Source organism: Sanguibacter sp. TS_SC_8 (assembly GCF_055361235.1).
This window is the reverse complement of sequence record NZ_CM143955.1, coordinates 1816965-1838380: the sequence shown is the minus strand read 5'-3', so window position 1 is coordinate 1838380 and position 21416 is coordinate 1816965. Positions and strand designations below refer to the sequence as shown.

24 protein-coding genes and 2 pseudogenes are annotated in these 21416 nt (G+C 68.6%); 9 read left to right on the top strand and 17 right to left on the bottom strand.

Annotation, left to right across the window (positions count from 1 at the left end):
* The first annotated feature begins 178 nt into the window (after positions 1–178).
* On the top strand, positions 179–1339 hold the full coding sequence (locus ACWA15_RS08360) for a winged helix DNA-binding domain-containing protein (RefSeq protein ID WP_464059138.1): 1161 nt from the start codon (positions 179–181) through the stop codon (positions 1337–1339).
* A 48-nt stretch (positions 1340–1387) separates the two neighbouring features.
* On the opposite strand, the gene ACWA15_RS08355 is transcribed toward ACWA15_RS08360, so the two are convergent.
* Positions 1388–2062, bottom strand: a complete 675-nt coding sequence (locus ACWA15_RS08355) for a GAP family protein (RefSeq protein WP_464059137.1) — start codon at positions 2060–2062, stop codon at positions 1388–1390.
* A 164-nt stretch (positions 2063–2226) separates the two neighbouring features.
* Complete coding sequence (locus ACWA15_RS08350) at positions 2227–3129, bottom strand: EamA family transporter (protein ID WP_464059136.1); 903 nt, start codon at positions 3127–3129, stop codon at positions 2227–2229.
* A gap of 32 nt (positions 3130–3161) precedes the next feature.
* On the opposite strand from ACWA15_RS08350, the gene ACWA15_RS08345 reads away from it, so the two are divergent.
* Positions 3162–3662: a MarR family winged helix-turn-helix transcriptional regulator gene (locus ACWA15_RS08345; protein ID WP_464059135.1), complete on the top strand. Its 501-nt coding sequence runs from the start codon at positions 3162–3164 to the stop codon at positions 3660–3662.
* A gap of 61 nt (positions 3663–3723) precedes the next feature.
* Here ACWA15_RS08345 and ACWA15_RS08340 read toward each other — a convergent pair whose 3' ends face one another.
* The 7 genes from ACWA15_RS08340 to ACWA15_RS08310 form a co-directional block, all read right to left on the bottom strand.
* Entirely contained in the window at positions 3724–6207 is a 2484-nt protein-coding gene (locus ACWA15_RS08340) for an FAD-dependent oxidoreductase (RefSeq protein ID WP_464059134.1), read from the bottom strand.
* 146 nt (positions 6208–6353) lie between these two features.
* Complete coding sequence (locus ACWA15_RS08335; protein WP_464059133.1) at positions 6354–7385, bottom strand: peptidoglycan-binding domain-containing protein; 1032 nt, start codon at positions 7383–7385, stop codon at positions 6354–6356.
* A gap of 227 nt (positions 7386–7612) precedes the next feature.
* Positions 7613–8008 carry a hypothetical protein gene (locus tag ACWA15_RS08330; RefSeq protein ID WP_464059132.1) on the bottom strand — a complete coding sequence of 132 codons (396 nt, stop codon included), beginning with the start codon at positions 8006–8008 and terminating at the stop codon, positions 7613–7615.
* Between the two features lie 195 nt (positions 8009–8203).
* Positions 8204–9049: a hypothetical protein gene (locus ACWA15_RS08325; RefSeq protein ID WP_464059131.1), complete on the bottom strand. Its 846-nt coding sequence runs from the start codon at positions 9047–9049 to the stop codon at positions 8204–8206.
* Entirely contained in the window at positions 9046–9642 is a 597-nt protein-coding gene (locus tag ACWA15_RS08320; RefSeq protein ID WP_464059130.1) for a signal peptidase I, read from the bottom strand. Before ACWA15_RS08320 ends, ACWA15_RS08325 begins: the two co-directional genes overlap by 4 nt.
* A 52-nt stretch (positions 9643–9694) precedes the next feature.
* Positions 9695–10099: a hypothetical protein gene (locus ACWA15_RS08315; protein ID WP_464059129.1), complete on the bottom strand. Its 405-nt coding sequence runs from the start codon at positions 10097–10099 to the stop codon at positions 9695–9697.
* 148 nt (positions 10100–10247) lie between these two features.
* Positions 10248–11495: a sensor histidine kinase gene (locus tag ACWA15_RS08310; RefSeq protein WP_464059127.1), complete on the bottom strand. Its 1248-nt coding sequence runs from the start codon at positions 11493–11495 to the stop codon at positions 10248–10250.
* A gap of 36 nt (positions 11496–11531) precedes the next feature.
* Between ACWA15_RS08310 and ACWA15_RS08305 the strand changes: the two genes are divergently transcribed.
* The gene (locus ACWA15_RS08305; protein ID WP_464059125.1) at positions 11532–12200 is read left to right on the top strand and encodes a response regulator; all 669 of its coding nucleotides are present in this window, start codon (positions 11532–11534) and stop codon (positions 12198–12200) included.
* Here the strand turns inward: ACWA15_RS08305 and ACWA15_RS08300 are convergent.
* Together ACWA15_RS08300 and ACWA15_RS08295 are read right to left on the bottom strand one after the other, a co-directional pair.
* Positions 12157–12828 (bottom strand): hypothetical protein, encoded by a 672-nt coding sequence (locus ACWA15_RS08300; protein WP_464059124.1) that lies wholly within the window; start codon positions 12826–12828, stop codon positions 12157–12159. The genes ACWA15_RS08305 and ACWA15_RS08300 overlap by 44 nt on opposite strands.
* Complete coding sequence (locus ACWA15_RS08295; RefSeq protein WP_464059123.1) at positions 12825–13127, bottom strand: hypothetical protein; 303 nt, start codon at positions 13125–13127, stop codon at positions 12825–12827. The genes ACWA15_RS08300 and ACWA15_RS08295 overlap by 4 nt, the downstream gene beginning before the upstream one ends.
* 130 nt (positions 13128–13257) lie before the next feature.
* Here ACWA15_RS08295 and ACWA15_RS08290 point away from each other — a divergent pair, with 130 nt between their 5' ends.
* Positions 13258–13971 carry a Type 1 glutamine amidotransferase-like domain-containing protein gene (locus ACWA15_RS08290; protein WP_464059122.1) on the top strand — a complete coding sequence of 238 codons (714 nt, stop codon included), beginning with the start codon at positions 13258–13260 and terminating at the stop codon, positions 13969–13971.
* 26 nt (positions 13972–13997) lie between these two features.
* On the opposite strand, the gene ACWA15_RS08285 is transcribed toward ACWA15_RS08290, so the two are convergent.
* Positions 13998–14561, bottom strand: coding sequence for a dihydrofolate reductase family protein (locus ACWA15_RS08285; protein WP_464059120.1), 564 nt, complete (start codon positions 14559–14561; stop codon positions 13998–14000).
* 100 nt (positions 14562–14661) lie between these two features.
* Between ACWA15_RS08285 and ACWA15_RS08280 the strand changes: the two genes are divergently transcribed.
* Positions 14662–15057, top strand: coding sequence for a hypothetical protein (locus ACWA15_RS08280; protein WP_464059118.1), 396 nt, complete (start codon positions 14662–14664; stop codon positions 15055–15057).
* Positions 15058–15095: 38 nt separating this feature from the next.
* On the opposite strand, the pseudogene ACWA15_RS08275 reads toward ACWA15_RS08280, so the two are convergent.
* The 3 genes and pseudogenes from ACWA15_RS08275 to ACWA15_RS08265 form a co-directional block, all read right to left on the bottom strand.
* Positions 15096–15503 (bottom strand): annotated as a pseudogene (locus ACWA15_RS08275) (TrmH family RNA methyltransferase); the annotation flags it as partial.
* 83 nt (positions 15504–15586) lie between these two features.
* On the bottom strand, positions 15587–15916 hold the full coding sequence (locus ACWA15_RS08270) for a hypothetical protein (protein WP_464059117.1): 330 nt from the start codon (positions 15914–15916) through the stop codon (positions 15587–15589).
* A gap of 669 nt (positions 15917–16585) precedes the next feature.
* Positions 16586–17227 (bottom strand): hypothetical protein, encoded by a 642-nt coding sequence (locus tag ACWA15_RS08265; protein ID WP_464059116.1) that lies wholly within the window; start codon positions 17225–17227, stop codon positions 16586–16588.
* Positions 17228–17334: 107 nt separating this feature from the next.
* Here ACWA15_RS08265 and ACWA15_RS08260 point away from each other — a divergent pair, with 107 nt between their 5' ends.
* Together ACWA15_RS08260 and ACWA15_RS08255 are read left to right on the top strand one after the other, a co-directional pair.
* Positions 17335–17673, top strand: coding sequence for a PadR family transcriptional regulator (locus ACWA15_RS08260; protein WP_464059115.1), 339 nt, complete (start codon positions 17335–17337; stop codon positions 17671–17673).
* The gene (locus ACWA15_RS08255; RefSeq protein ID WP_464059113.1) at positions 17670–18209 is read left to right on the top strand and encodes an HAAS signaling domain-containing protein; all 540 of its coding nucleotides are present in this window, start codon (positions 17670–17672) and stop codon (positions 18207–18209) included. The genes ACWA15_RS08260 and ACWA15_RS08255 overlap by 4 nt, the downstream gene beginning before the upstream one ends.
* Before the next feature lie 463 nt (positions 18210–18672).
* Here ACWA15_RS08255 and ACWA15_RS08250 read toward each other — a convergent pair.
* A pseudogene (locus ACWA15_RS08250) lies at positions 18673–19080 on the bottom strand (TrmH family RNA methyltransferase); the annotation flags it as partial.
* A gap of 83 nt (positions 19081–19163) precedes the next feature.
* A complete protein-coding gene (locus tag ACWA15_RS08245) occupies positions 19164–19475 on the bottom strand; it encodes a hypothetical protein (RefSeq protein ID WP_464059112.1) in 312 nt (103 codons plus the stop codon).
* 544 nt (positions 19476–20019) lie between these two features.
* On the opposite strand from ACWA15_RS08245, the gene ACWA15_RS08240 reads away from it, so the two are divergent.
* A complete protein-coding gene (locus ACWA15_RS08240) occupies positions 20020–20472 on the top strand; it encodes a hypothetical protein (protein ID WP_464059111.1) in 453 nt (150 codons plus the stop codon).
* Between the two features lie 5 nt (positions 20473–20477).
* A complete protein-coding gene (locus ACWA15_RS08235; protein WP_464059110.1) occupies positions 20478–21173 on the top strand; it encodes a hypothetical protein in 696 nt (231 codons plus the stop codon).
* The last annotated feature ends 243 nt before the right edge of the window (positions 21174–21416 follow it).

The window sequence follows — 21416 nt, the reverse complement described above, 5'->3', positions numbered from 1 at the left end:
CGCGCTCACCCCACCGGTTGGTGCGGCCCCTCCGCGAGCCGTCGCCACCGGCGGCCCGGACGTGCTCGAAGGACCTCGTCCTCTCCATTCTGCTCGCATGTGTCCCGGTCCGCCGGGGCACCGTCAGGGCGGCTGCGGCTGACCGCCCGACATCCGTGGCAGCAGCCATACTGGCCAGATGGCGCTGGCGATCACCCGGACCGAGCTGCTGCGGCTGCGGCTGCGCAGCCACGGACTCACCCGGCCACCGACCGGCTCGGGGCCCGGAGCTCCAGGGGTCGGGACACCGGGCGCGGCCGTCGCCCGGATGTTCGCGTTGCAGGGCCAGGATCTGCCCGGCGCGCTGTGGTCGATCGGTCAGCGTGCCCCGGGGACCGACATCACCCGGGTCCGTGACGCCTTCGACTCCGGCGAGCTCGTCCGGAGCTGGCCGCTGCGGGGGACCTTGCACGTCCTGGCGGCGCAGGACCTCGGCTGGGTGCTGGCGCTGACCGGACCGCGGTCCCTCGCTGCGGCGGCGGGCCGCGAGCGCCAGCTGGGTCTCGACGCGACCTCCTTCGACGTCGCGCGCACGGTCGCGGTGCGCGAGCTCGCCGGGCACCCGATGCCGCGCACCGAGCTCTTCGCGGCCTTCGACCGGGCGGGTGTGTCCACCCAGGGTCAGCGCGGGGTGCACCTGCTGTGGCACCTGGCCGTCGAGGGCCTCCTCGTCCTCGGCCCCTTCCACGGCACCGAGCAGGTCGTCGTGCTCACCGAGGAGTGGATCCGGAGGCCTCGTGCGCTCGACGGCGACGACGCCGTGCGTGAGCTCTTCGCGCGCTACCTCACCGGTCGCGGGCCGGCGACCCTGACCGACCTCACCTGGTGGTCGAAGCTGCCGGTGACCGCCGCGCGTCGGGCGCTGGCGGACCTGCGCGGCGACCTCACCGAGCTCAGCTGCGCCGGGACGACGTCCTGGGCGGTCACGGCTGAGCTGGACCGGGCGGACGCGGAGACCCCGCGGAGGGTGCTCATGCTCCCCGGGTTCGACGAGTTCCTGCTCGGCTACTCCGACCGCGCCGCCGCGCTGCCGGCCCGTCACGCGCCGCTCATCGTCCCGGGCGGCAACGGGGTGTTCAAGCCGACGGTCGTGGTCGGGGGCCAGGTGGTGGGGCTGTGGTCGCGGCGGGTGTCCGCCCGCGGCGTGCGGGTGACCTGCTCGCCCTTCGATGCCCCGTTCGCTCCGCGAGCGGCGTCAGCCCTGGCCTCGGCCGCAGCCGGCTACGGGCGGTTCCTCGGGCTCGAGGCGCAGATCGCCTATGGCCAGCCGGTCGACACCTCGGGAGCGCAGGGGCGGTAGGCCGGCGACCTCCAGGTCGACCGTCAGGGCGAGCAGCGCAGGGACCCGTCAGGGCGAGAAGCTGCTGATCCCGTTGCCGATCAGGACCACCCCGAAGACGAGCAGCAGGATCGACATGATCGTCGAGCTGTTCTGCGTCAGCCAGACCCGCAGCCCTTCCAGCGCCGGGGTCATCGCGTCGGCCGCGATCGCGTAGCCGATCACCGCGACACCCACCGACGAGGACGCGACGAGGGTGAAGAGCACGACCGACCAGGCTGTCGCCGTCGCCGTCAGGTCGGCTGTGCCGATCGTCACCCCGGCCGCGGCGCCGATCAGGACGTTCTTGGGGTTGACGGCGGTCAGGAGCACACCGGTGCCGAGCCCGCGCAGCGGGCTCATCGTCGTCATGGACGACATCCACCCGGGCAGCTCGGCGCTCGAGCCCCTCGAGCGCCCGGCCCACTTGCGAGCGGCCAGCACGAGCAGCGCCAGCCCGAGGAGGATCCGGATGGTCCCGGCACGCGGGTTGGACCCGTTCGGCTCGGGGGGCGCGAGGGCCGTCGCGGCGAGCGCGACGACAGTGACGACGGCCGCGGTGCCGAGCATCCATCCGATGAGGAACAGCAGCCCCTTGACCCGCGCCCGCTCCGAGAGCAGCACCAGGACCGTCGCGATGACGGGCACCGGGCTGATCGCCACCGCCAGCCCCAGCGGGAGCAGCTCTCCTATGACCTCGACCATGGCACCTGTCCTCCCGACGTCCTCTCGGCTCTGAGTGCCCGCCGCTCGCCCTGCACCCGCGCCGTTCGGCGGATGCGCGTCATGATGACACGGCGCACGTTACCCGACAATGCGCTCAGATACCCGCGGATCGTCGCGATCGAGCAGCCAGCGCCGGCCAGGGCTCACCGACGACGAACGAGCTCGGGGACGGTCGCGGCGACCGGCGCCACCCGGACGCGCACCTGCCCGACGACGATCCCCGCGAGGACGAGCGCGAGCCCGGCCACCTGCCCCCGCCCCAGGGCCTCGTGCGCGACGACGGTCCCCAGCAGCACGCCGGTCACCGGGTTGAGCAGACCGACGAGTCCCACCGACCCGGCGGGGAGATGCTTGAGCCCGGTGAACCAGGCGACGTAGGCGAAGGCGGTCGCGACCACACTCACGTAGGCGAAGCCGGCCAGCGCCGAGGGCGTCACCGGCGGCGGCGACCCCTCGACGAGGACCGCGAAGGGCAGCACCGTCAGGCCTCCCGCCAGCAGCTGCCACGACGTGGTGGACAGCACGTCGGTGCCGCTCCCCCACCTACGGGTCAGGACGAAGCCGACGGAGGAGATGATCATGGCGGCGACCGAGGCGAGCACGCCGCGCACGTTCACCGCACCGCCTCCACCGGAGAGCATGAGCACGACGCCGACCACCCCGGCCCCTGCCCCCAGCAGCGCCAGGACCCGCGGCCGCTCGTTGAGCAGCAGCCAACCGAAGAGCATCATCACGACCGACGACGTGGCCATGATCGTCGCCGCGACGCTCGTGGGGAGCAGCTGGCCGGCGACGTAGACGAGGGCGAAGAAGACACCCATGTTCAGCGTGCCCAGCACGAGCGAGCGCCACCACCACTCCCCGCGCGGCAGCTGACGACGCAGCGCGAGCAGCAGCAGTCCTGCCGGCAGGGCTCGCAGCACCGCGCCGTAGAGCGGGTAGCCCGCGGGCAGGGCATGCCGGGTCACGTAGTACGTCGCGCCCCATGTGATCGGAGCGATCGCCGTCACGGCGAGCCACCTCCATTTACCTTCCATGGAAGCCATCCTATATCTTCCGTGGAAGATAGAGTGGATTCATGAGCGATCACCGTGACCATGTGGCCCGCATCCAGGCCGAGTGGGCCCGCGAGCGCCCGGACGTGGACGTCTCTCCCCAGGGCATCATCGGTCGGCTCCACCGGCTGGCCGACCGCCTGACCGACGAGCTCGTCGCCGTCTACTCCCGGTACGGGCTGACCGAGGGTGACTTCGACGTGCTCGCCGCCCTGCGCCGCGCCGGATCGCCCTTCGAACGGGCCCCCGGCGAGCTCGCGCGGTTCACGATGGTGACCACGGGCGCCATGACCAAGCGGGTGGACCGCCTCGACGAGGCCGGTCTCGTCACCCGGCGGGCGAGCGCGGAAGACGGACGCGGCAAGGTCGTGGCGCTCACGCCGGCCGGTCTGGATCTCATCGATGCGGCCTTCACCGAGCACATGGCCAACGAGCACCGACTGGTGGAGGCCCTCGAACCCGCGGATCGCGCGCGCCTCGAGCCGATCCTCACCGACTGGCTGGCCCGGCTCGACGAGGAGTAGGCGGCCGTGGCTCAGGCGACCTGCCAGCTCCAATGACGCGACCGCGGGTCGAGGCGGCCGATCAGATGAAGAAGGCGCCGTTGGACTCGTTGGCCTCGCCGAGGAACGTCGCGACGCCGCCGAGCTCGACCCCGTCGATGAGGTCGGTCGGTGCGATGCCGAGCAGATCCATCGTCATGGTGCAGCCGACCAGGCGGACCCCGGAGGCCTGGGCCGAGGCGATGAGCTCGGGCAGGGTCGCGACCTGGTGGTCCCGCATGACCTTCTTCATGAGGAGCGTGCCACCGCCCAGCATGTTGAGGTTGGACAGCTTGAGCCGGTTGGCGCCGGCGGGCATCATCGCACCGAACATGCGGTCGAGCGGCGAGCGGCGCCGTGCTGGCGGGTTCTGCTGGCGCAGGGAGTTCAACCCCCAGAACGTGAAGAACATCGAGACGTCGTCGCCCATCGCGGACGCGCCGTTGGCGAGGATGAACGCAGCCAGCACCTTGTCGAGCTCGCCGGAGAACACCACGAACGACTTCTTGTCCTTCACCGGCGATCCGATCGCCGTCCCGGCGGTGGGCGCCGCGCCCTTGCGGATGCGGGCGGCATAGCCGGGCCCCTCGGGGGTGAGGTCAAGGATGGAGTGGCCGTTCTTCGCGGCCCAGGCGGGTGCGTCGAGGCGGAAGCCGGGGTCCGAGACGTGCGCGAGGATCTCGTCGCCGGGGGCCAGTGCGGCCATGGACTCCTTGAGCTTCATGATCGGGCCGGGGCAGGCCAGCCCGGTGCAGTCCAGGTCGACGAGGACGCCCGTCGAGGCGGCTGGAGCGCTCGCCGGCACGGGCGGTGGGGCGTAGGAGACGACGGGGTCTTGTGCGTCGACCTCGCTGGGTGCGACGTCGTGGAACGCCCGGAACGTCGTCATGCCGCCGGAGAGGGTGCGCACGTCGGTGAAGCCGCGCTGCACGAGCGCCCGGTAGGCCAGGTAGCTGCGGAACCCGACGGCGCAGTACAACCGCAGCCCGATCGTGCGGTCCCAGTCGGCCTGCGCCTCACGCAGGTGCTCGAGGGGGACGTTCTCCGCGCCGGGCAGGTGCCACAGGGCGAACTCGTCGGGCCCGCGCACGTCGATGATCCGCGCGCCGTCGGTCGCGTCGGGGTAGTCGGACGCGTGCCAGAGCAACAGGTCGCCGCGCAACGTGTTCGCCGCGACGAAGCCGACCATGTTGACCGGGTCCTTGGCGGAGCCGAACGGAGGGGCGTAGGACAGCTCGAGGCTCTCCAGGTCGTAGACCGTCATCCCCCCGCGCAGGGCGGTGGCCAGGACGTCCAGGCGCTTGTCCACGCCGTCGAAGCCCGCGACCTGGGCGCCGAGGATGCGGCCCGTGTCCGGGGTGAACAGCAGCTTGACGTGCATCATCGCGGTGCCCGGGTAGTACCCGGCATGGCCGTGCGGGTGTGTCTGGACGGCGCGGTAGTCGACGCCTTCTGCGATGAGCTGCTTCTCCGAGGCGCCGGTGCCGCCCGCGACCATGTCGAAGACTTTGACGACCGAGGTGCCCTGGGTGGACTCGTAGACGGTGTCACGTCCGCAGATGTTCTCGGCGGCGACACGGCCCTGGCGGTTGGCGGGGCCGGCCAGCGGGATGAGCCAGGTGCCCTCCAGGACCGTGTGGGCGACCTCGACGGCGTCGCCGGCGGCGAAGATGTCCGGGTCCGAGGTGCGCATGTGGCGGTCGACCTTGATGCCGCCGCGCGGACCCAGATCGAGGCCTGCGTCGACCGCGAGGGAGACCGCTGGGCGCACGCCGGCAGCCAGGATGACGAGGTCGGTGTCGATCGAGGTGTTGTTGCGCAGCTCGACCCGGACCCGCCCGTCGGGGCGCTGGGTGAAGGCCGCTGCGGCGGTGCCCAGGTGGAGGGTGACGTCGTGGGCCCGCAGGTAGTTCTCCACCGTGGTCGTCATCTCACGGTCGAGCGGCGGCATGATCTGGTCGGCCATCTCGACGACCTCGACGCGCACACCCCGCTCGTGCAGGTTCTCGGCCATCTCGAGGCCGATGTAGCCCGCGCCGATGACCACGGCGTGACGCACCCCGTCGAGGCGGTCCGGTCCCCCGGAACCGTCGACGGCCTTCTTGATCGCGTCCATGTCGCCGATGCGGCGCAGGACATGGATGGCTGGCAGGTCGATGCCGGGCAGCGTGGGTCGGACCGGCTCGGCCCCTGGGGTCAGGACGAGCTTGTCGTACGGCTCGTCGTACTCGGCGCCGGTCTCGACGTCGCGGGCGCGGACGGTGTGCGCGACGCGGTCGATGGCGACCGCCTCGACGCCGATCCGGACGTCGACGTCGAGCTGCTCGTGCAGGCTCTTCGGGGTCTGCACGAGGAGACGGCTGCGATCGACGATCACTTCGCCGATGTGGTACGGCAACCCGCAGTTGGCGAACGAGACGTGATGGCCGCGCTCGAGCACGACGATCTCGGCGAACTCGTCCAGGCGGCGGATCCGTGCTGCTGCGGACATCCCGGCGGCGACTCCGCCGACTACGACGATCTTCATGAGGGTCTTCCCGATCCGTGAGGTGTTGTCGCTCCTCACGCTACGGGCGGGTCAGACCGTGCGGGCAGGACGTTGGTCGCATACCCCACTGGGTATACGAGCCGGAGAGTGGACCAGGAGGATGCGCCGCCGGCCAGGACCGTGGCTCAGGGGACCCTGACGGCTCCCACGACGCGCATCGTCGTGCTGTCGAAGTAGCAGGTCTGCAGGAGGATGTCGCCGGAGAGCCCCGCGACCGCAGCAGCCGTGCTCCCCTGGGCGACGTCCCTCGAGTCGACGACCTGGTAGGTCCCGTCGAGGCCGCCACCGGTGAGGGCGACCGTGTCCCCCACGGCGAGCCGCAGGATCGGGGCGCCGCCACAGGTGTTGTGGATGGTGAGGTACGGGATCGAGAAGATCGCGTTGCCGTCGTCACCGTAGTAGACGGTCAGTCCTCCGGCGCAGAGATCGATCGTCGCCTGTCCCCCGGAGTTGGCGATGTACGTGGTCCAGTCCGGGGCCGACGCCGCGGGCGCGGGATTGGTGGGAGCGGGACTCGTGGGAGCAGTCACCGACCGCGGGGCGGTGACCGTCGCCGGAGGAGCAGGACGGCGCCATCCGGCATCGATCTTCTCGACGAGCTGGGCGAGGGTCGTCGCGGACGCCTCACCGGTCACCGGATGGCCGGCGTCGGCCTGGAACGCACTGACGGCGGCGGCTGTCCGCCGGCCGGCGATCCCGTCCACCGCACCGACGCCCGAGTAGCCGACGGCGAGCAGCGCCTGCTGGACCTGGCGGGTCGTCTCGGCGACCAGCGCCGCGGCCGCTCGAGCCGCCTCGGCAGCCTGGTCCAGCTGTGCCTGGTTGGCACGTTCTGCCTGTTCTGCCAGCACCCGGGCCGCCTCAGCGGCTGCGGCCAGCTCGGCAGCGGCAGCCAGCTCGGCAGCGGCATCCGCTTCGGCGACACGGACAGACTGATCGTGCGCGAGCCGAGCGGCGACAGCCAGGCTGTCGGCGATGGCGTCTTCGACCGCCCGCTGGTCCGACGCCGCCCCCGCCGAGTCCACCGGGCCCGCGGGCGCCGCACGCTCACCCGCCGCGACGTCGAGGAGGCCCGGCGTGGCGACGGAGGTGGACGTCGTTCCCGAATACACGATGACCGTCAGCGCCACCAGCGTCGCGGCAAGTCGATTCTGCATCGTCCCTCCCCAGGGATGCGCACGCCTGCTGTCACCTGCTGTCCCCCACGGATGTCGGAATTGATCCGCATTTCAGTGTGGGTCACACGGGACATTCCAGCCATCGGGGAGTGTCGTCGCTGGTGGCGCGGCGGATGGCACGACTGCTGCGCCGGAGATGGCACGGCGCGGCGGGAGGGTTCGACTCCTTCCAGGAGTCAGGAAGCGGGGATTCAGGAAGCAGGGATTCAGGAAGCGGTGGTGCCAGGAACGGTGAGCGTGGTCGTCGCGACCGCCTCGGCAGAGGGCCGGCTGACCTCGGGGATGGTCACCGCACCCGCCGCCTCGCCCAGGACTCCGTGGAGCTCGAGGATCGACTCTCCGGACGGTGCGGCGAAGGTCAGGTGATAGTCCTGTCCGGCGCATGCAGCCGGCAGTGCGCCGAAGGTGACGGTCGAGATCACGTAGCCCTGGTCGTCTGCGGAGTAGTCGAGAGTCGGCGTCACCTGGAGCTCGTCGACCGAGCATGCGGTGGGTTCGTCCGGTGCGTCGGGACCGAACAGGGCGTGCCCCTCGTCCGCGGCACTGCCGGCCGCGAGTCCGAGCAGGACGACGACACAGACCGTGATCAGCCCGCCGGACACTCTGTGAGTGCGATCGCTCCATACACCTGTCATCGCGCACCTCGTGTGCTGATGCACCGGGCGCCGTGCCCGGCTCAAGGCATCCCTGCCTTGACCTTCCCATCGGTCAGGGCATCGCGGTTATGAGGTGCTGGTCACACTGAGTTGCGAGGACCGGGAGGGCGACTGTCACCGACGTCATGACACACAGAACAGTCAGGGGCAGTTGAAGAGGTTCCCACTGACGCTTCCGGAGTTCTTCGACGCACCCTGGAGCCAGATGTTGCGGTCCTTCGACGTCGAACTCACCGTGTCGTAGCCGTTTCGGGCCTGCCCGCGCAGGACGAGCGTCGGCATCGACTGACACCCCCACCCGGCCCCGAGGACGACGTTGTTGTTGCTGTCCATGCGACTCGTCACCACCTGCATCGACGGGTGCGCGAGGTTGACGGTGGCCTCCCAGACGACGGCGTTCGCCTCTTGAGTCTCGACTGTGAAGTTCATGTTGTACGTGTTCAGGATCGGGTATCCCCAGTAGTGGATTTCCACGTTGGTGATCGTGCAGGTCTTCGACGGGTCACCGACGACCTTGCAGCTCACCAACGGCAGCACCACGGGCGGCGTATAGGTCCAGCTGGCGGGCACACCCCAGGACCCGACCGTCACGGCCGCCCCGGCCACGGTCGCCGGGGAGTAGCCGGGCACCGTGACGGTGACCGAACCGCCGGCGCCCAGTGTCACCGTCTTCGTCGTGATCGCCGCTCCCCCCGTGCCGAACAGGGTCAGGGCGAGAACACGCCCGCCGCAGCCGGCCCCGAGCCCGCTGACGGTCACGGTGGACGCCTGCGAACCGGTGATCGTGCCGTGCGTCGTCGAGACGGCCTGGGTGCAGCGGTCCGCGACCGTGACCGTCGTGATCTTGGCGCCGGAGGTCGGCAGCTGGGCCGCCTGGGCGGGGTACAGCGCGAGGTTGAACAGCCCGGCGAGGACGAGAAGCGATGCGAGAACCAGCGCCGATCGACGGGTCGCCGCACCCGGTCCAGCCGGGGACAAGTGCCTCACCGGACCGCCCCCACACGCTCGTCGTCGGACGTACGGTCTGCCGCGGGGTCCGCCGCGTCGTCGGGCTCGTCGTCTGGCGCCTCCGGCGTGGCGCCGGCGGTCGTGGTCTCGTCCGTCGGCGCGTCATGGGCCGCGCGCGGCCAGAGGTAGATCGCCGCCGCGATGAGCAGCAGCGACACCCAGATGTAGGGGTTGGCGATCGCGTACACCGCGCTTCCCAGGTGGGAGACGTGGGCCTGGGCGATCCCGATCACGTCCGCGTCGGTGGTGTTCCAGGGGTCGATGAAGGTGTTGTTGTCTCCCTCGATCACCCAGCCTGCGGAGCCGTCCCCGCCGGTGATGCGGTGGATCACCCGGGCGCCGTCGGTGCCCGGGGGCGTGTAGACGACGATGTCGCCGACCGTCGGCTCCCCGCATCGTGACCAGACGAGGTCGCCCGTGAAGTACGTAGGCTCCATCGAATGGCCGGAGACGATCGTCAGGGTGCTGCACCCGCCGAGCGAGGTCGGCCAGACGAAGTACACCAGCGCGGCCAAGAAGGTCCCCAGGACCAGGGTCGCGACCGACGACCGAAGCCGGCGTGCACGCTGCACGCCGGCTGTCGGCTGATCACGATGAGCTGGCACGGGGACGGGGAGAGGCTCGTCAGGAGTAGATGACGACCGCGACGCCGGTGATGGCTGCGGCCGAGACGGGCGGTGCGACAGCGATCGTGACGGTTCCCGCGGCGGTGATCGTCCCGGAGAGCTCTCCGCCGATCGCGGCACCGGTCGAGTTGGTCAGCGTGACCTTGTAGTTCAGTCCGACGCACGCGGCGTCAACCGACTTGAGCAGGACGTTCGTGGCCTGGTACTCGCCGGTGGCGAAGGCGTTGGTGAAGCCGACCCCGATCGGCGTCGCGGTCGGCTGGCAGCTGGCGACGACGGTGGTTCCGGCGCCGAGGCTGCCGGTTCCGAGGTTGAGCTGGGCTGCGGAGGCGATGGACAGACCCGCAACACCGACGAAGGCGAGTGCGAGGGCGGCGGTCTTGCGACGCTTCGGAGAAGCCATAGTTGTCACTCCTGAGTTGAGGCGCTCATCGTGAACGCAGGCCCAAACTACGGGCGCGCCCTCCGCCTCGGCAGAGTCACCTGGGCCTTATCACCTAGGGCAAGCCCTTTCCCCAGGCATTTTCACCCGCTGCAAGAGTGCTTTGTCACTATTGTCCGGTGGCTGGCTGATATTTCGGTGCCACAGCGACGTCGCTGAGGTCGCCGACCGGCAGCATCGCACGCAAGCGCACCCCACGATCCGATGCCGGAAGGACCATCACGCCGTCACCGGCCAGCTGGGCTCTTCCGTCTGACACGATCTCCACAGCGCCTCCCACCAGCGCAAGACGTTCGTTGAGGCGCCGCAGCCCGGATCCGGACTCGACGGCGGAGAGGTCGATCGCCACCCCGTCATTGGCCACCTCGAGCCTGAGGGCCCCGTCGACGAGGTCGACGGCCACGGCAAAGGCTGTGGCGTTACCGTGCCGCAGCCCGTTGGTGATCATCTCCTCCACGAACCGCACCGCCAGCAGGCGCGCGGCCTGAGTCATGCCCGGGTACGACGGGTCGTCTGCCCTGCGGACCTCGTCGCTCACGTCGAAGCTGGTCGCGATGCTCGGAGGGAGTCGCCGGAGCAAGATCCTGATCGCTGGCACCATGCCCACCTCGATCCCTTCGGGGTAGAGCATCCTGCTCACCTCGCGGACGTCGTGCTCGCGGAGCGTGTCGATCTCGTCACGCAGCTCACGCAGGCTCTCCACGATCTCGGGGTCGACGCCGTGGGCGGAGACCTGGTCGATGAGGATCTCGAGCCGGATCGACTGGACCACGAGCCGCTGCTGGAGGCTGCCGTGCAGCCCCTCGGCGATGCTGCGACGGACGCGGACCTCCTCCCGCTCCAGGCTCCGCAGCGCCAGCTCGCGTTGAGTTGCCCGTCGCCCGGAGAGGCGCTCCTCCATACGCAGGGTGCGTTGGCTGTGCAGGTAGAAGAAGCCGATCAGGGCGGCGCACACACACAGGGCCAGGCCACCGAGCCACTCGACGAGCCGTTCCGCGAACCACAGCGCCGAAACGTCCCCCTCCCACGCTCCGAAGAGCCCCAGCACGCACCCCCGCACTATGGCGGCGAGCGCCGCCGCGGGGAGGATCGATCGCAGCGCTGCCCACCACCCTGCGGCCTTGGGCACGCCGAACGCGAGGACAAGGACCGGCATGCAAGCCGCCACGACGGTGTTCCCCAGGGCCCGGATCCACACCACCTCGGGCATGGCTGTCCCTGACAGCCTGGTGATCGAGACGCTGTGCAGCACACCCATGAGCACCATCGCGAACAGGACCAGCGCCGTCCCTACCCCGATGGCTCGCCGGTCGCGCCACTCGTCGCCACGATCCGCGTACCCTGTCTCAGCGATCATGGCGCCCATTATGGCTGGTCGGACGGGCATACTGACATGATGAGAGCTAGCGAGGCAGCAGTCCGGGTGGCAGTCGTCGAGGACCACACCCTGTTCCGGAGCATGCTCGACCACATCATCACCACGACCGACGGGCTGGAGCTGGCGGCCTCGTGCGGAACTGTGACGCAGGCTCACGCCCTGATCACCCCGGGATCCGCCGACGTCGCGCTGCTCGACGTCGACCTGCCCGACGGCAACGGCATCGCCCTCGGCGTGCAGCTGTGCCGCGCCGACCCCAAGCTCAAGGTCGTCCTGCTCAGCGCGCAGGACGCGATCGGGCTCATGCTCGACCTGCCCAAGGACGTCGCCGGCACCTGGAGCTACCTGTCCAAGACGTCCACCAACGACTCCGGTGCGCTGGTCCACGCGATCAAGGTAGCGGCCGACGGCGGCAGCACCCTCGACCCCGCCCTGCTGCGACGCATGCGTCCGCGGGTGGGGACGAAGGTCGCCGAGCTGACCAGCCGCCAGTACGCGGTCCTGCGGCTGCTCGCCTCCGGCCTGTCCAACGCCGGGATCGCCAGCGAGCTGGTCATCACGGAGAAGTCCGTCCAGAACCACGTCTACGCCGTCTACGCCACGCTCGGGATCGACTCCAGCCCCGAGCGCAACCCCCGCGTCACGGCCGCCCTCCGGCTGATCGAGGAGACCGGGTCGGACTAGCGGCGGCTCGCTGCGGGTTCAGAGCGACCCACGGTCCCCCCAGCTCTCGCGCCAGGTCCTCCCCGGAGAGCTGCGCGGCGGGCGCGCGGTCAGGGTTGACAGCCGTGAAGGTGCCGGATCCGCTCGTCTCGTACAGACCGGCGCTGCCGCCGAGGATGGAGAGCCGGTCCCCGGACAGCCCGAGGAAGAGCAGGCGCTCGGCCCCCACCTCGACCAGCGGGGCTGCGTCGTCGACGTACGAGGTCTCCTGGACGGTTCCACCGGTCTGGTGGAAGGTGACGATGTCACCCGGGGCGGCGTCTCCATGGTGGACGACCTCGACCTCGAACCGGACCTCGGTGGCTGGGACTCCGTTGTCCGCGGCCAGAGCCTTGGCGATCTCGTCCTCGCTCAGGCCGAGCTGCGGGTTCTCCTCGGGGGTGTCCCCTGCTGGGGGCCGGGGCAGAAGCACCGTCGACGCCGTGGCGACGACCCGACCCTCGACCACCAGCGCAGCCGAGTCAGAGAGGCCTGCGAGGTCGTAGGGCGGGTAGTCGACCATCATGTGGACGACCTCCGGCTCCTGGGGCGAGCAGGCACTGAGGCCGGCAATCGCCATGATCGCGACGAGCGCACGGGAGCGCCTCATCGGTCGCCCTCTGCCGGTTCGCGCGACGATCGCGCCGAGTCCGGCGCATGTCGCCGCCCGAGGACGTAGCCCGCGACGGCGCTGAGCACAACTGCTCCAGCCACCACCACAAGAAGTGCGACACGACGGCGGGTGTCCAGCAGGACGGCTCCCTGGAAGGAGACTGTCTCCGCGAGCGGCGCGGAGGAGGCCCAGCCGAGAGTCACCGGCCCAGCAGTGGCGAAGGTCAACACCCCCGCCCCGACGAAGAAGATGCCGAGGAGGACGAGGGCTACAAGAGGACGGCGACGCTGGCGCATGGCCCGATCATGCCACTTCGTGCCAACCGGGCATTGTGGATAGGCTGGTGGGTGTGATCACCGCCAAGCACCCACTCGTCAACCCCCACGACTGCCCGGCGGGCGGCCTCAGGTCGACCGGAGGTCGCGCGTGAGGGGGACGATCGTCACCCTCGGCGGGGGCGGCTTCTCGATGTCCGACGACGGCTCGTCCGCGATCGACGACTACATCCTCGAGTTGACCGGCAGGACTCGTCCGCGAGTTTGTTTCATCCCGACCGCAAGCGGTGACGCCGACGGGTACATCCAGCGATTCGAGGCTGCGTTCGCCGACCGCGCCGACACGTCTGTGCTGTCACTCTTCTGCCGCGAGCCGTGGGGCTACTCCGACCCGAGCATGCTGCTGGACCAGGACGTGATCTACGTCGGGGGAGGTTCGTCCGCCAATCTGCTCGCGGTGTGGCGTCTTCACGGTCTGCCCGATGTGCTGGAGAAGGCCGCTGCCGACGGCACCGTGCTCGCGGGGATCAGTGCAGGAATGAACTGCTGGTTCGAAGGGTCCTCGACAGACTCGTTCGGCCCCCTGGTACCGCTCGCGGACGGGCTCGGCTTCATCCCGGGGAGCGCCTGCCCGCACTACCTCGGCGATCCGGACCGGCGCGAGGGGTACCAGCAGTGGGTATCGACAGGAGTGCTGGGCGACGGATACGGGGTCGATGACCACGCTGCAGTCGTCTGGCGCGACGGAGAGTTCGCTGAGGCGGTGACTGAGCAGAGGGGGCGCCCCGTGTTCCGGGTCGAACGAACCGCCGACGGCGTGACCGAGCACGACGTACCGGTCCGTCTGCTCGATGGGTGCGACTGATCGCCGCGTTCAGTCAATCACTTGACTCACAGAGAACTGTTCACAGGGAACTGATAGACGGATTGCACGGCGCCATCGTTGGTCGCGTGCGATTCGACAAGGCGCGCCCGCACCGGACTGGGCACGGCCCCGAACATGGGGATCCCACGACCGAGGAGCACGGGAACGCGAGTCACCGTGAGGTCAGAGAGCAGGCCCGCGGCAAGGAACCCCTGAACGGTCTTGCCACCGTCGGCATACACCCTCTTCGCGCCTGCATCCTCGAGTGCTGACTGCAACGAGGGGATATCCCGATGAACGGTCACCTTCGAGCGTCTTATGTCTGGGTGCGGGCCAGGAGGCAAGGTGGTCGACAGGACATGCATCGGCACGCCCCGGTAGAAGTCTGGACCGATCTCCCGCATCACGTCGTAGGTCACACGCCCCATGGCCAGGGCGTCGATGGAGCTGAAGAAGTCGTCATACCCGGTGGCATCAAAGACAGTCAGCCAGTCCAGCTCGCCGTTCGGTCCCGCAATGTACCCGTCAAGACTGCAGCCCATAAATGCATGGAATGTAAGCATCCCACCATCGAACACCGCCGGGGCCATCGCCGCGACCGTGTACAGACCTTCGCACAGGAGGATCGCTCCGGCTCGCCACGTTCAACCCCGCAGGCAGGCGAAGCTCCATCGCTCCCGAGGTCGCCCCGTGACCACGCCCGGAGACCGGTGGACCACGCCAGCTCCACCCGGTCTCTCCGGGGGCGAGACCTTCTCGATGAAGACCCGCACCGAGCTGTGGGTCAGTGGCGTGCTGATCACGGCACACTCGGGCAACGACAGCCCGGACGAGTCACTGGCGTCGTACTCGGTGAGCGGACCGGGCTTCGCCACGATCGAGGTCAAGGACGCACCCGGGACCGTCATCGTCGTCCCGGGATGGGGACAGCTCACCGTCGAGCGCGTCCGATCCGAGCCTGCCAAACAGAGAGACCTCAAGCCCGGCGAGACAGGCGCGGTCCCGCCGACGATCACGCTGCACTTCCGGGCGGTGACGGACATCCCGTTCGTCGTCGGCTCCCAGGAGTTCCCCGCCGACGACTAGGGGACTCCTGCTGCGGTCGGAGACGTCCCCTGCGGCGGCTACCGCGTCGCGTAGAAGACCACCGCGGCCGTCGCCGCGACGTTGAGGGAGTCCACTCCCCCAGCCATCGGGATCCGCACCACGTAGTCCGACGCCGCCAGGGTCTCCTGCTTCAACCCGTGCCCCTCAGTGCCGAGGATGAACGCCGTCTTCTCATGCTTCATGTCGATGAACTCGTCCATCGTCACCGAGTCGTCCGACAGCGCCAACGACGCCACCGTGAAGCCCGCAGCCTGCAGGTCAGCGATCCCCGCCGGCCAGCTCTCGATCCGCGTCCACGGCACCTGGAACACCGTCCCCATGCTCACCCGCACGCTGCGCCGGTACAGCGGGTCCGAGCAGCGCGGGGCGACGAGCACGGCGTCGACTCCCAACGCGGCGGCGCTGCGGAACGCAGCACCCACCGATTTCGACTTCGGTGTGCGAGAGCACCGGCCTGCGATCTCGCAAGTGTTCGCCCAGGTGCAGGCATTTCTGGGAAGGGCTTGATCTACGTATCCAGGAAGTCCCACTCGGCGCCCAGGACCCAGCCGAGCGCCGACAGCGTGCCGTTCGGCATGCCCAGTTCGAAGTCGGTGTACGGCCCAGGTTCTCCCGGTTCAGTGTGCGCCGCCTCGACGCGCTCACACCCCGAGCCCGCGATCGTGAGCAGCCGCTCGACGGCAGCATCGTCGCCCTCACCGCGAACCCGGTATTCGTGCTGGAGCGATCGGTTATACCAGACACGATCGAACATCGCCGTCTCGGCAGCCAGGATCTCTTCTCGGCGTCGAGGCTCCTCTTCGAAGTCGTTCTCGGCGAACAGCTCTTCAAGCTCCATTTCGAAGTGCGCCAGCAGAACAGCGTTGACCCCATCGACTCCGAGCGCGTAGTCCGTTGGATGCCAAGAGAGTGCGGTAGTTGGCTAAGAAGTTTGCCGGCCTGCTTCGACGACGGTCGCGATGCCGGGAACTCTCACGGGCGCACCTCCGACATGTACCAGCGGATGCTGGACGAGGTCCTTGCCGATGTGAAACTGATGAGATCCAACGGCTTCTTGCAGCCATGCTTCACCCGTCCAGCTGCTGACGAGACGACCGAGTGAGGCCCCTGCAGCCGACGCCCCTGCCCACCCAAGAGAAGGGCAGGAAGTGTGATGAGGGAAGGGGCAAGCACTTGTGGTGATCACCGCCTCACCCTGGGCCGCCCGCCGCTGTGAGCGGCTGACGTAGCCGGGCGCCGCAGGCAGGTGACCGCAGCCCTCGACCGCCGGTGTCCCCGAGTGAGTCCAGCTGGCCGGCTCCTCCCCGACCACGCACCGGATCCGTTCCGCGATCCACCTGGACTCCCCGAGGAACGACGATCCGCGTTCCGGGCGGTGAGGAGGTCGCAACCGCGAGCCGTAGGCGTCCGGCGGTCGAGAATCTCTTGCCTGGCCCTCACAAAAGGCCGCTGTGACACAAGAAGTCTGGCCCCGTCGCATGCACGCGACGGGGCCAGATTGAGACTGCTAGTAGATGCCGCAGGTGCTGCTGGTGGTCCCGGTTCCGTTGGAGAGACCGTTGACCCGCAGGCAAGGAGTGGGGCTCTGGACGTCCCAGCCGCCAACGCCGAGGACGAACTTCACCTGAGAGTAAGAGCGCCCCTGGTTGGACACCACTCCCGCGCCGCCGTTGATGGCACCTTCCCAGCGCCACCCAGGCGTACTCGTCTCGCCGCCACGATCCTGCACCTTCGCCGTGGTCACGGTTGACCCCGACGCGCACCAGTATCCAACGTGGTAGTACGTGTACAGGGTGTTCCCGGCCGTAGCCTGTGCGCTGCTGTTGACGCGCAAGGTCCAGCAGCCAGTAGCCATGGGCGAGACAGCGAGGCCGCTCGCGTTGGCGGCTTCCAGACTTGCCCGAGCCGTCGCGTTTGCAGGGGTCTGCTCGCCGTAGGTGACAGTCGTGGTAGCAGGCAACATCGTCGCGACGAACTCGGCCCTGTCCGCCGGCGCGAGCGTGTCCAGGTAGACCTGCACCTCTGGGGGAACCTCGACCGCTGTCTCAAGTCCGCCACCGGGCGTCGCTGCCTGCGCGACCCCGCTGCCGAACATCAATGCCCCTGCCGCCAGGATCGTCAAGACCACTTGGCGCTTCTTCATACTCATCGTCGTGCCTCTCTGTCGGGATGGGCGTGACCGGCCCAGGCGCATCAAAGCAAGGTTCTGCACAGCGCGCACTACCCAGTGGTGCAAGGTACTGATACCTTGGTGTCATGGCATCAACATCAGAAGCAGTTCTCACACAACTGCGCAAGGGCGTACTGGAGTACTGCGTCCTTGCTTGCCTGCGCGCCAAGCCGTCCTATGGGCTAGAGCTCGCAGCGCGCCTCCACAGCAGTCGCCTCGTTGCCAGCGAGGGAACGGTATACCCCCTGCTGTCGCGGCTGCGCAGGCAAGGGTTGGTGGAGACGACGTGGCAGGAATCCACTTCCGGTCCGCCCCGGCGCTACTACCAACTCACCGACGCAGGCATCGCCTCGCTCGAGGCTTTCGTCATCACCTGGGACCCATTCAGCACCGCTGTCAACGCCATTCTGGAGGAAGCGCAATGACCACCTCGGCTCCTAGCGGACACACCCACCCGCTCATCACCGCCTACCTCACAGACCTCGAGCGAGCCCTCACTCACGCTGACCCGCAGGAACGCGCAGATACCCTCGCGGCAGTCCGTGAGCACATCGAGGACGCGCTCGACGGAGCGGCCGCGGACAAGGCTGCGGCGATGGCCGTGCTGTCCGACCTGGGTCCTGTGGAGCGAATCGCCGCAACAGCCACACCGGCGCCAACTGCACCAGGAGCGACCAACACCGCCTGGATCGCACCGACTCTGCTCATCTCATCGATCGCCTCTCTCGCCCTCGTCATCGCCGTTCCTTGGATAGCCTCAGCGATCGCCCTCGGCACACTCGTGGCAGCGCTCATCCAGATTCGCCGAACCACCGGACGCCTGGGCCTCCTCCGAGCAAGCGCGGTTCTGAGCATCGCGACGCTGCTGACGACAGCTCTCATGGCTTTCTTCCTCTTGGGGACGACCACCAACACGATCACCAACGACGATGTCCAGACCGTCCAGCCCAACGACGGCTAAGTCCACGCCGGAAGCGGAAGGAGAGCGTGCCCTTCGCCACGACATGCTCATCCTTGAGCTTCAGACCCAGGCGCAGATCCGAGCGCAACTCGGCAGATTGTCTCGATGGCGCGCATCGGAGGACGCGATGGGCACCAGCCACAAGGCACATCAGCTGAAGAACGCCGAGGCGCGAGCATTCGAGCCGCCCCCACACAGCTAGTTGCAGGTGCCCGCACCAGTGATGGCGGCGACAGCCTCTGGGTTGACTTGCTGCAGGAGACCTTCGCGAGTAGAGAGGGCTGCTGTTCTCAACTGCCCACACCAAGGAGGTAGGAGATAGCGAAGAGGTACTCCAGAACCCCACCCTTCGCCGCGCCCGCGCTACCGTGACCGGCGAGAAGGCTGCCATCTGCACGGTTACGCGGCCCGCCAGATGGTCACCACCAGACCAACGAGTCGAAGTGAATGCAGTCGCGCCAGGCTAGCGCGTGGCGTAGAAGACGACCGCGGCGCTCGCAGCCACATTGAGCGAATCAACTCCCCCGGCCATCGGGATCTTCACCACCGCGTCAGCAGCGACAAGCGTCGCCTGGTCGAGGCCGTGGCCCTCGGTGCCGAACACGAATGCGACCTTCTCGTTCTGCTGCTCCACGAACTCATAAAGGGTGATCGAGTCGTCCGACAGCGCCAGCGCGGCCACCGTGAAGCCCGCAGGCTGCAGCTCCGCGATCCCCGCCGGCCAGCTCTCGATCCGCGTCCACGGCACCTGGAACACCGTCACCATGCTCACCCGCACGCTGCCCCGGTAGAGCGGGTCCGAGCAGCGCGGGGTGACCAGCACGGCGTCCACCCCCAACGCGGCGGCGCTGCGGAACGCAGCACCCACCGATTTCGACTTCGGTGTGCGAGAGCACCGGCCTGCGATCTCGCAAGTGTTCGCCCAGGTGCAGGCATTTCTGGGAAGGGCTTGATCTACGTATCCAGGAAGTCCCACTCGGCGCCCAGGACCCAGCCGAGCGCCGACAGCGTGCCGTTCGCCATGCCCAGTTCGAAGTCGGTGTACGGCCCAGGTTCTCCCGGGTCCGTGAGCAGCCGGTCGACGGCAGCGTCGCGGTCCTGCTCCGTTCCGCCGAGCATCCAGCGTGGGCCGTCCTGGGTGGCTCGCGGTCGTGGGGCATCGCGGTAGCCCAGGCTGCGGGCCAGGACCCGACGGCCCTGATCGGGTCGGCCCAGCGCAAGGTCCGCTCGACCTTGAATGCCCTGGCCCAGGCTGGGCTGGACCACGAGACCTGGACCGGCGACTCGGTCCGCGAGGCGCTGGACCGGGTCGCGGAACAGAAGATGCGGACCGAGGCAAGGGCAACCGAGATCCGCGCGTTCGCGGCGGAGCGGGCCGCAGCCCGTGCGGAGAAGCGGGGCGTGGTCCAGTTGCCGGCTCAGGTCATTGTCGAGCCTGAGTCTCACGCAGCGAGCGGCGCGCTGCGCGTGGACTTCACCTCCGGCTTCGACCCGACGACGGACGGTCAGGGGTTCAAGGCGCTTTGGGCCGCTCGTGGCTTCGAGGTCCTCGGCGTTCGTCTCGGAAAGGGCAACGGCCAGGGCCACGCGGTGGTACGACCGGTCGCCCTGGCGGCGCAGCGCCACACTCAACGAACCCCGCACCGACGTCGGTGCGGGGGTTCAGTCATGCTCTGCCCTCAAAGGAGCTACGACGGAGGTGGCGGACGCAACGGGTCATGCGGTAGTTGATGGAGCTGTTGTTGCCACGTCGGCGGCGTAAGTCCGGTCAGGGTCTGGACAGCGCCCAGACCCTGATGGGAGCATCGCCTTGCACATAGCCGAATCAGCAGGGGGAATTCTGAGAATCACACGTTCGATCACAACTCTGGTCGCCGCAGCCGCGCTCATCTTTGGCGCGACAGCAGCTTCGGCGGGAGAGACACCGGCACCGAGCACCGTCTTGTATACCGCGTCAGCCGACGTACAGGCCGAGCAGATCGTCCTCGGGCCATGGACGGATTACGACGCAAGCTTTAAGTCGCTTGCAACCTGCAACGCGCGCAAATCAGCGGTGCTCAATGCCTACAAAGCTAAGGTGTACGGCGGTATGGATCAGGTGCGGTGCATCACCCGCGAGAGCCCCCCGTGTCCGCAGCCTTTTAAGGTCTACGTGATGCAGGCGAAGTTCTGGGGCTACAAGAACGGCCCCCTGTCGCTGCCCGACATCGCGTCGCAGGAGTTCGCCAGCGCCGCGCCGGACGCCGTCGCGGCAGCTTGCTGACCTAGATGCACCTCGAAGTACTACGACCGAACGACGGCGCCCAGGCAACGGGCACCGTCGTTCGGACGCGCGCGGGCTTCTCCCTCTACCGGCTCGACGAGCTACGCGAGGAGTGTCAGGTCCACTGGCCAAGCTCCGCCCTGATCCCCTTCTCGCTCGCGAACGGCGGCGAAGCCGCGCTCGTGGGCATTGAGGGGACGGTCACTGGCCGGTGGGATGGGGAAGCAATCACTGACGGCTCGTTCGACGGGTCACCCCTCGCACGGCCTGCGGACATCGAGCTCACGCTTCGAGATGAGCCGGGGCGTCAGCGCCTCGATGCCAGTCAGGTCGAGCGAGCTCTTCAGGTGACCGGTGACCTCATAGAGGAGAAGACCCTGGTCTCCTTCTCCCGAGACCCCTACGAAGTGCACGTCTTGGCCCACGACGTCGACCAGGTCGAGCGAGCTTTCCGCCCCTTCTTCGGCGACGCGCTGATCGTTCGCGCCAGTCCGTACAGCCGGTCGGAGCTACAACTGATCGAGGATCTTGCGATGCTGGCCGACCACGAGGATGTCTTCTTCGCCTTCGGTGGCGGGCTGGACTTCGACGAGAACACGACTTTCCTCGATGTCTCGTATGTGACCCCTGCGATGCAGGATCTCGCGAGGGGTATCCCTGACGGCGCCCTGTCGGTGAACCCTCAGACACGTCCCCTGTAACACCAGCGGGTGCACCACCCCGCCCCTCTCTGTCCGGAACCCCCGCATCGATCACGGTGCGGGGGTTCGTCATGCCGTCCTGAGGGACACCTTCTATGACGGTGTCGGCGGCTCCGGGCGGCTCCGGGCTTCGTCAGCCTCGTACCTCTCCAGAGCCCGAGCGTGATCGGATCCTCAGGGAGGTCGTACTCCGCTCCGCGCAGCTTCCGCCCCCATACCCGCACCCGCCATTTTGCGGACATC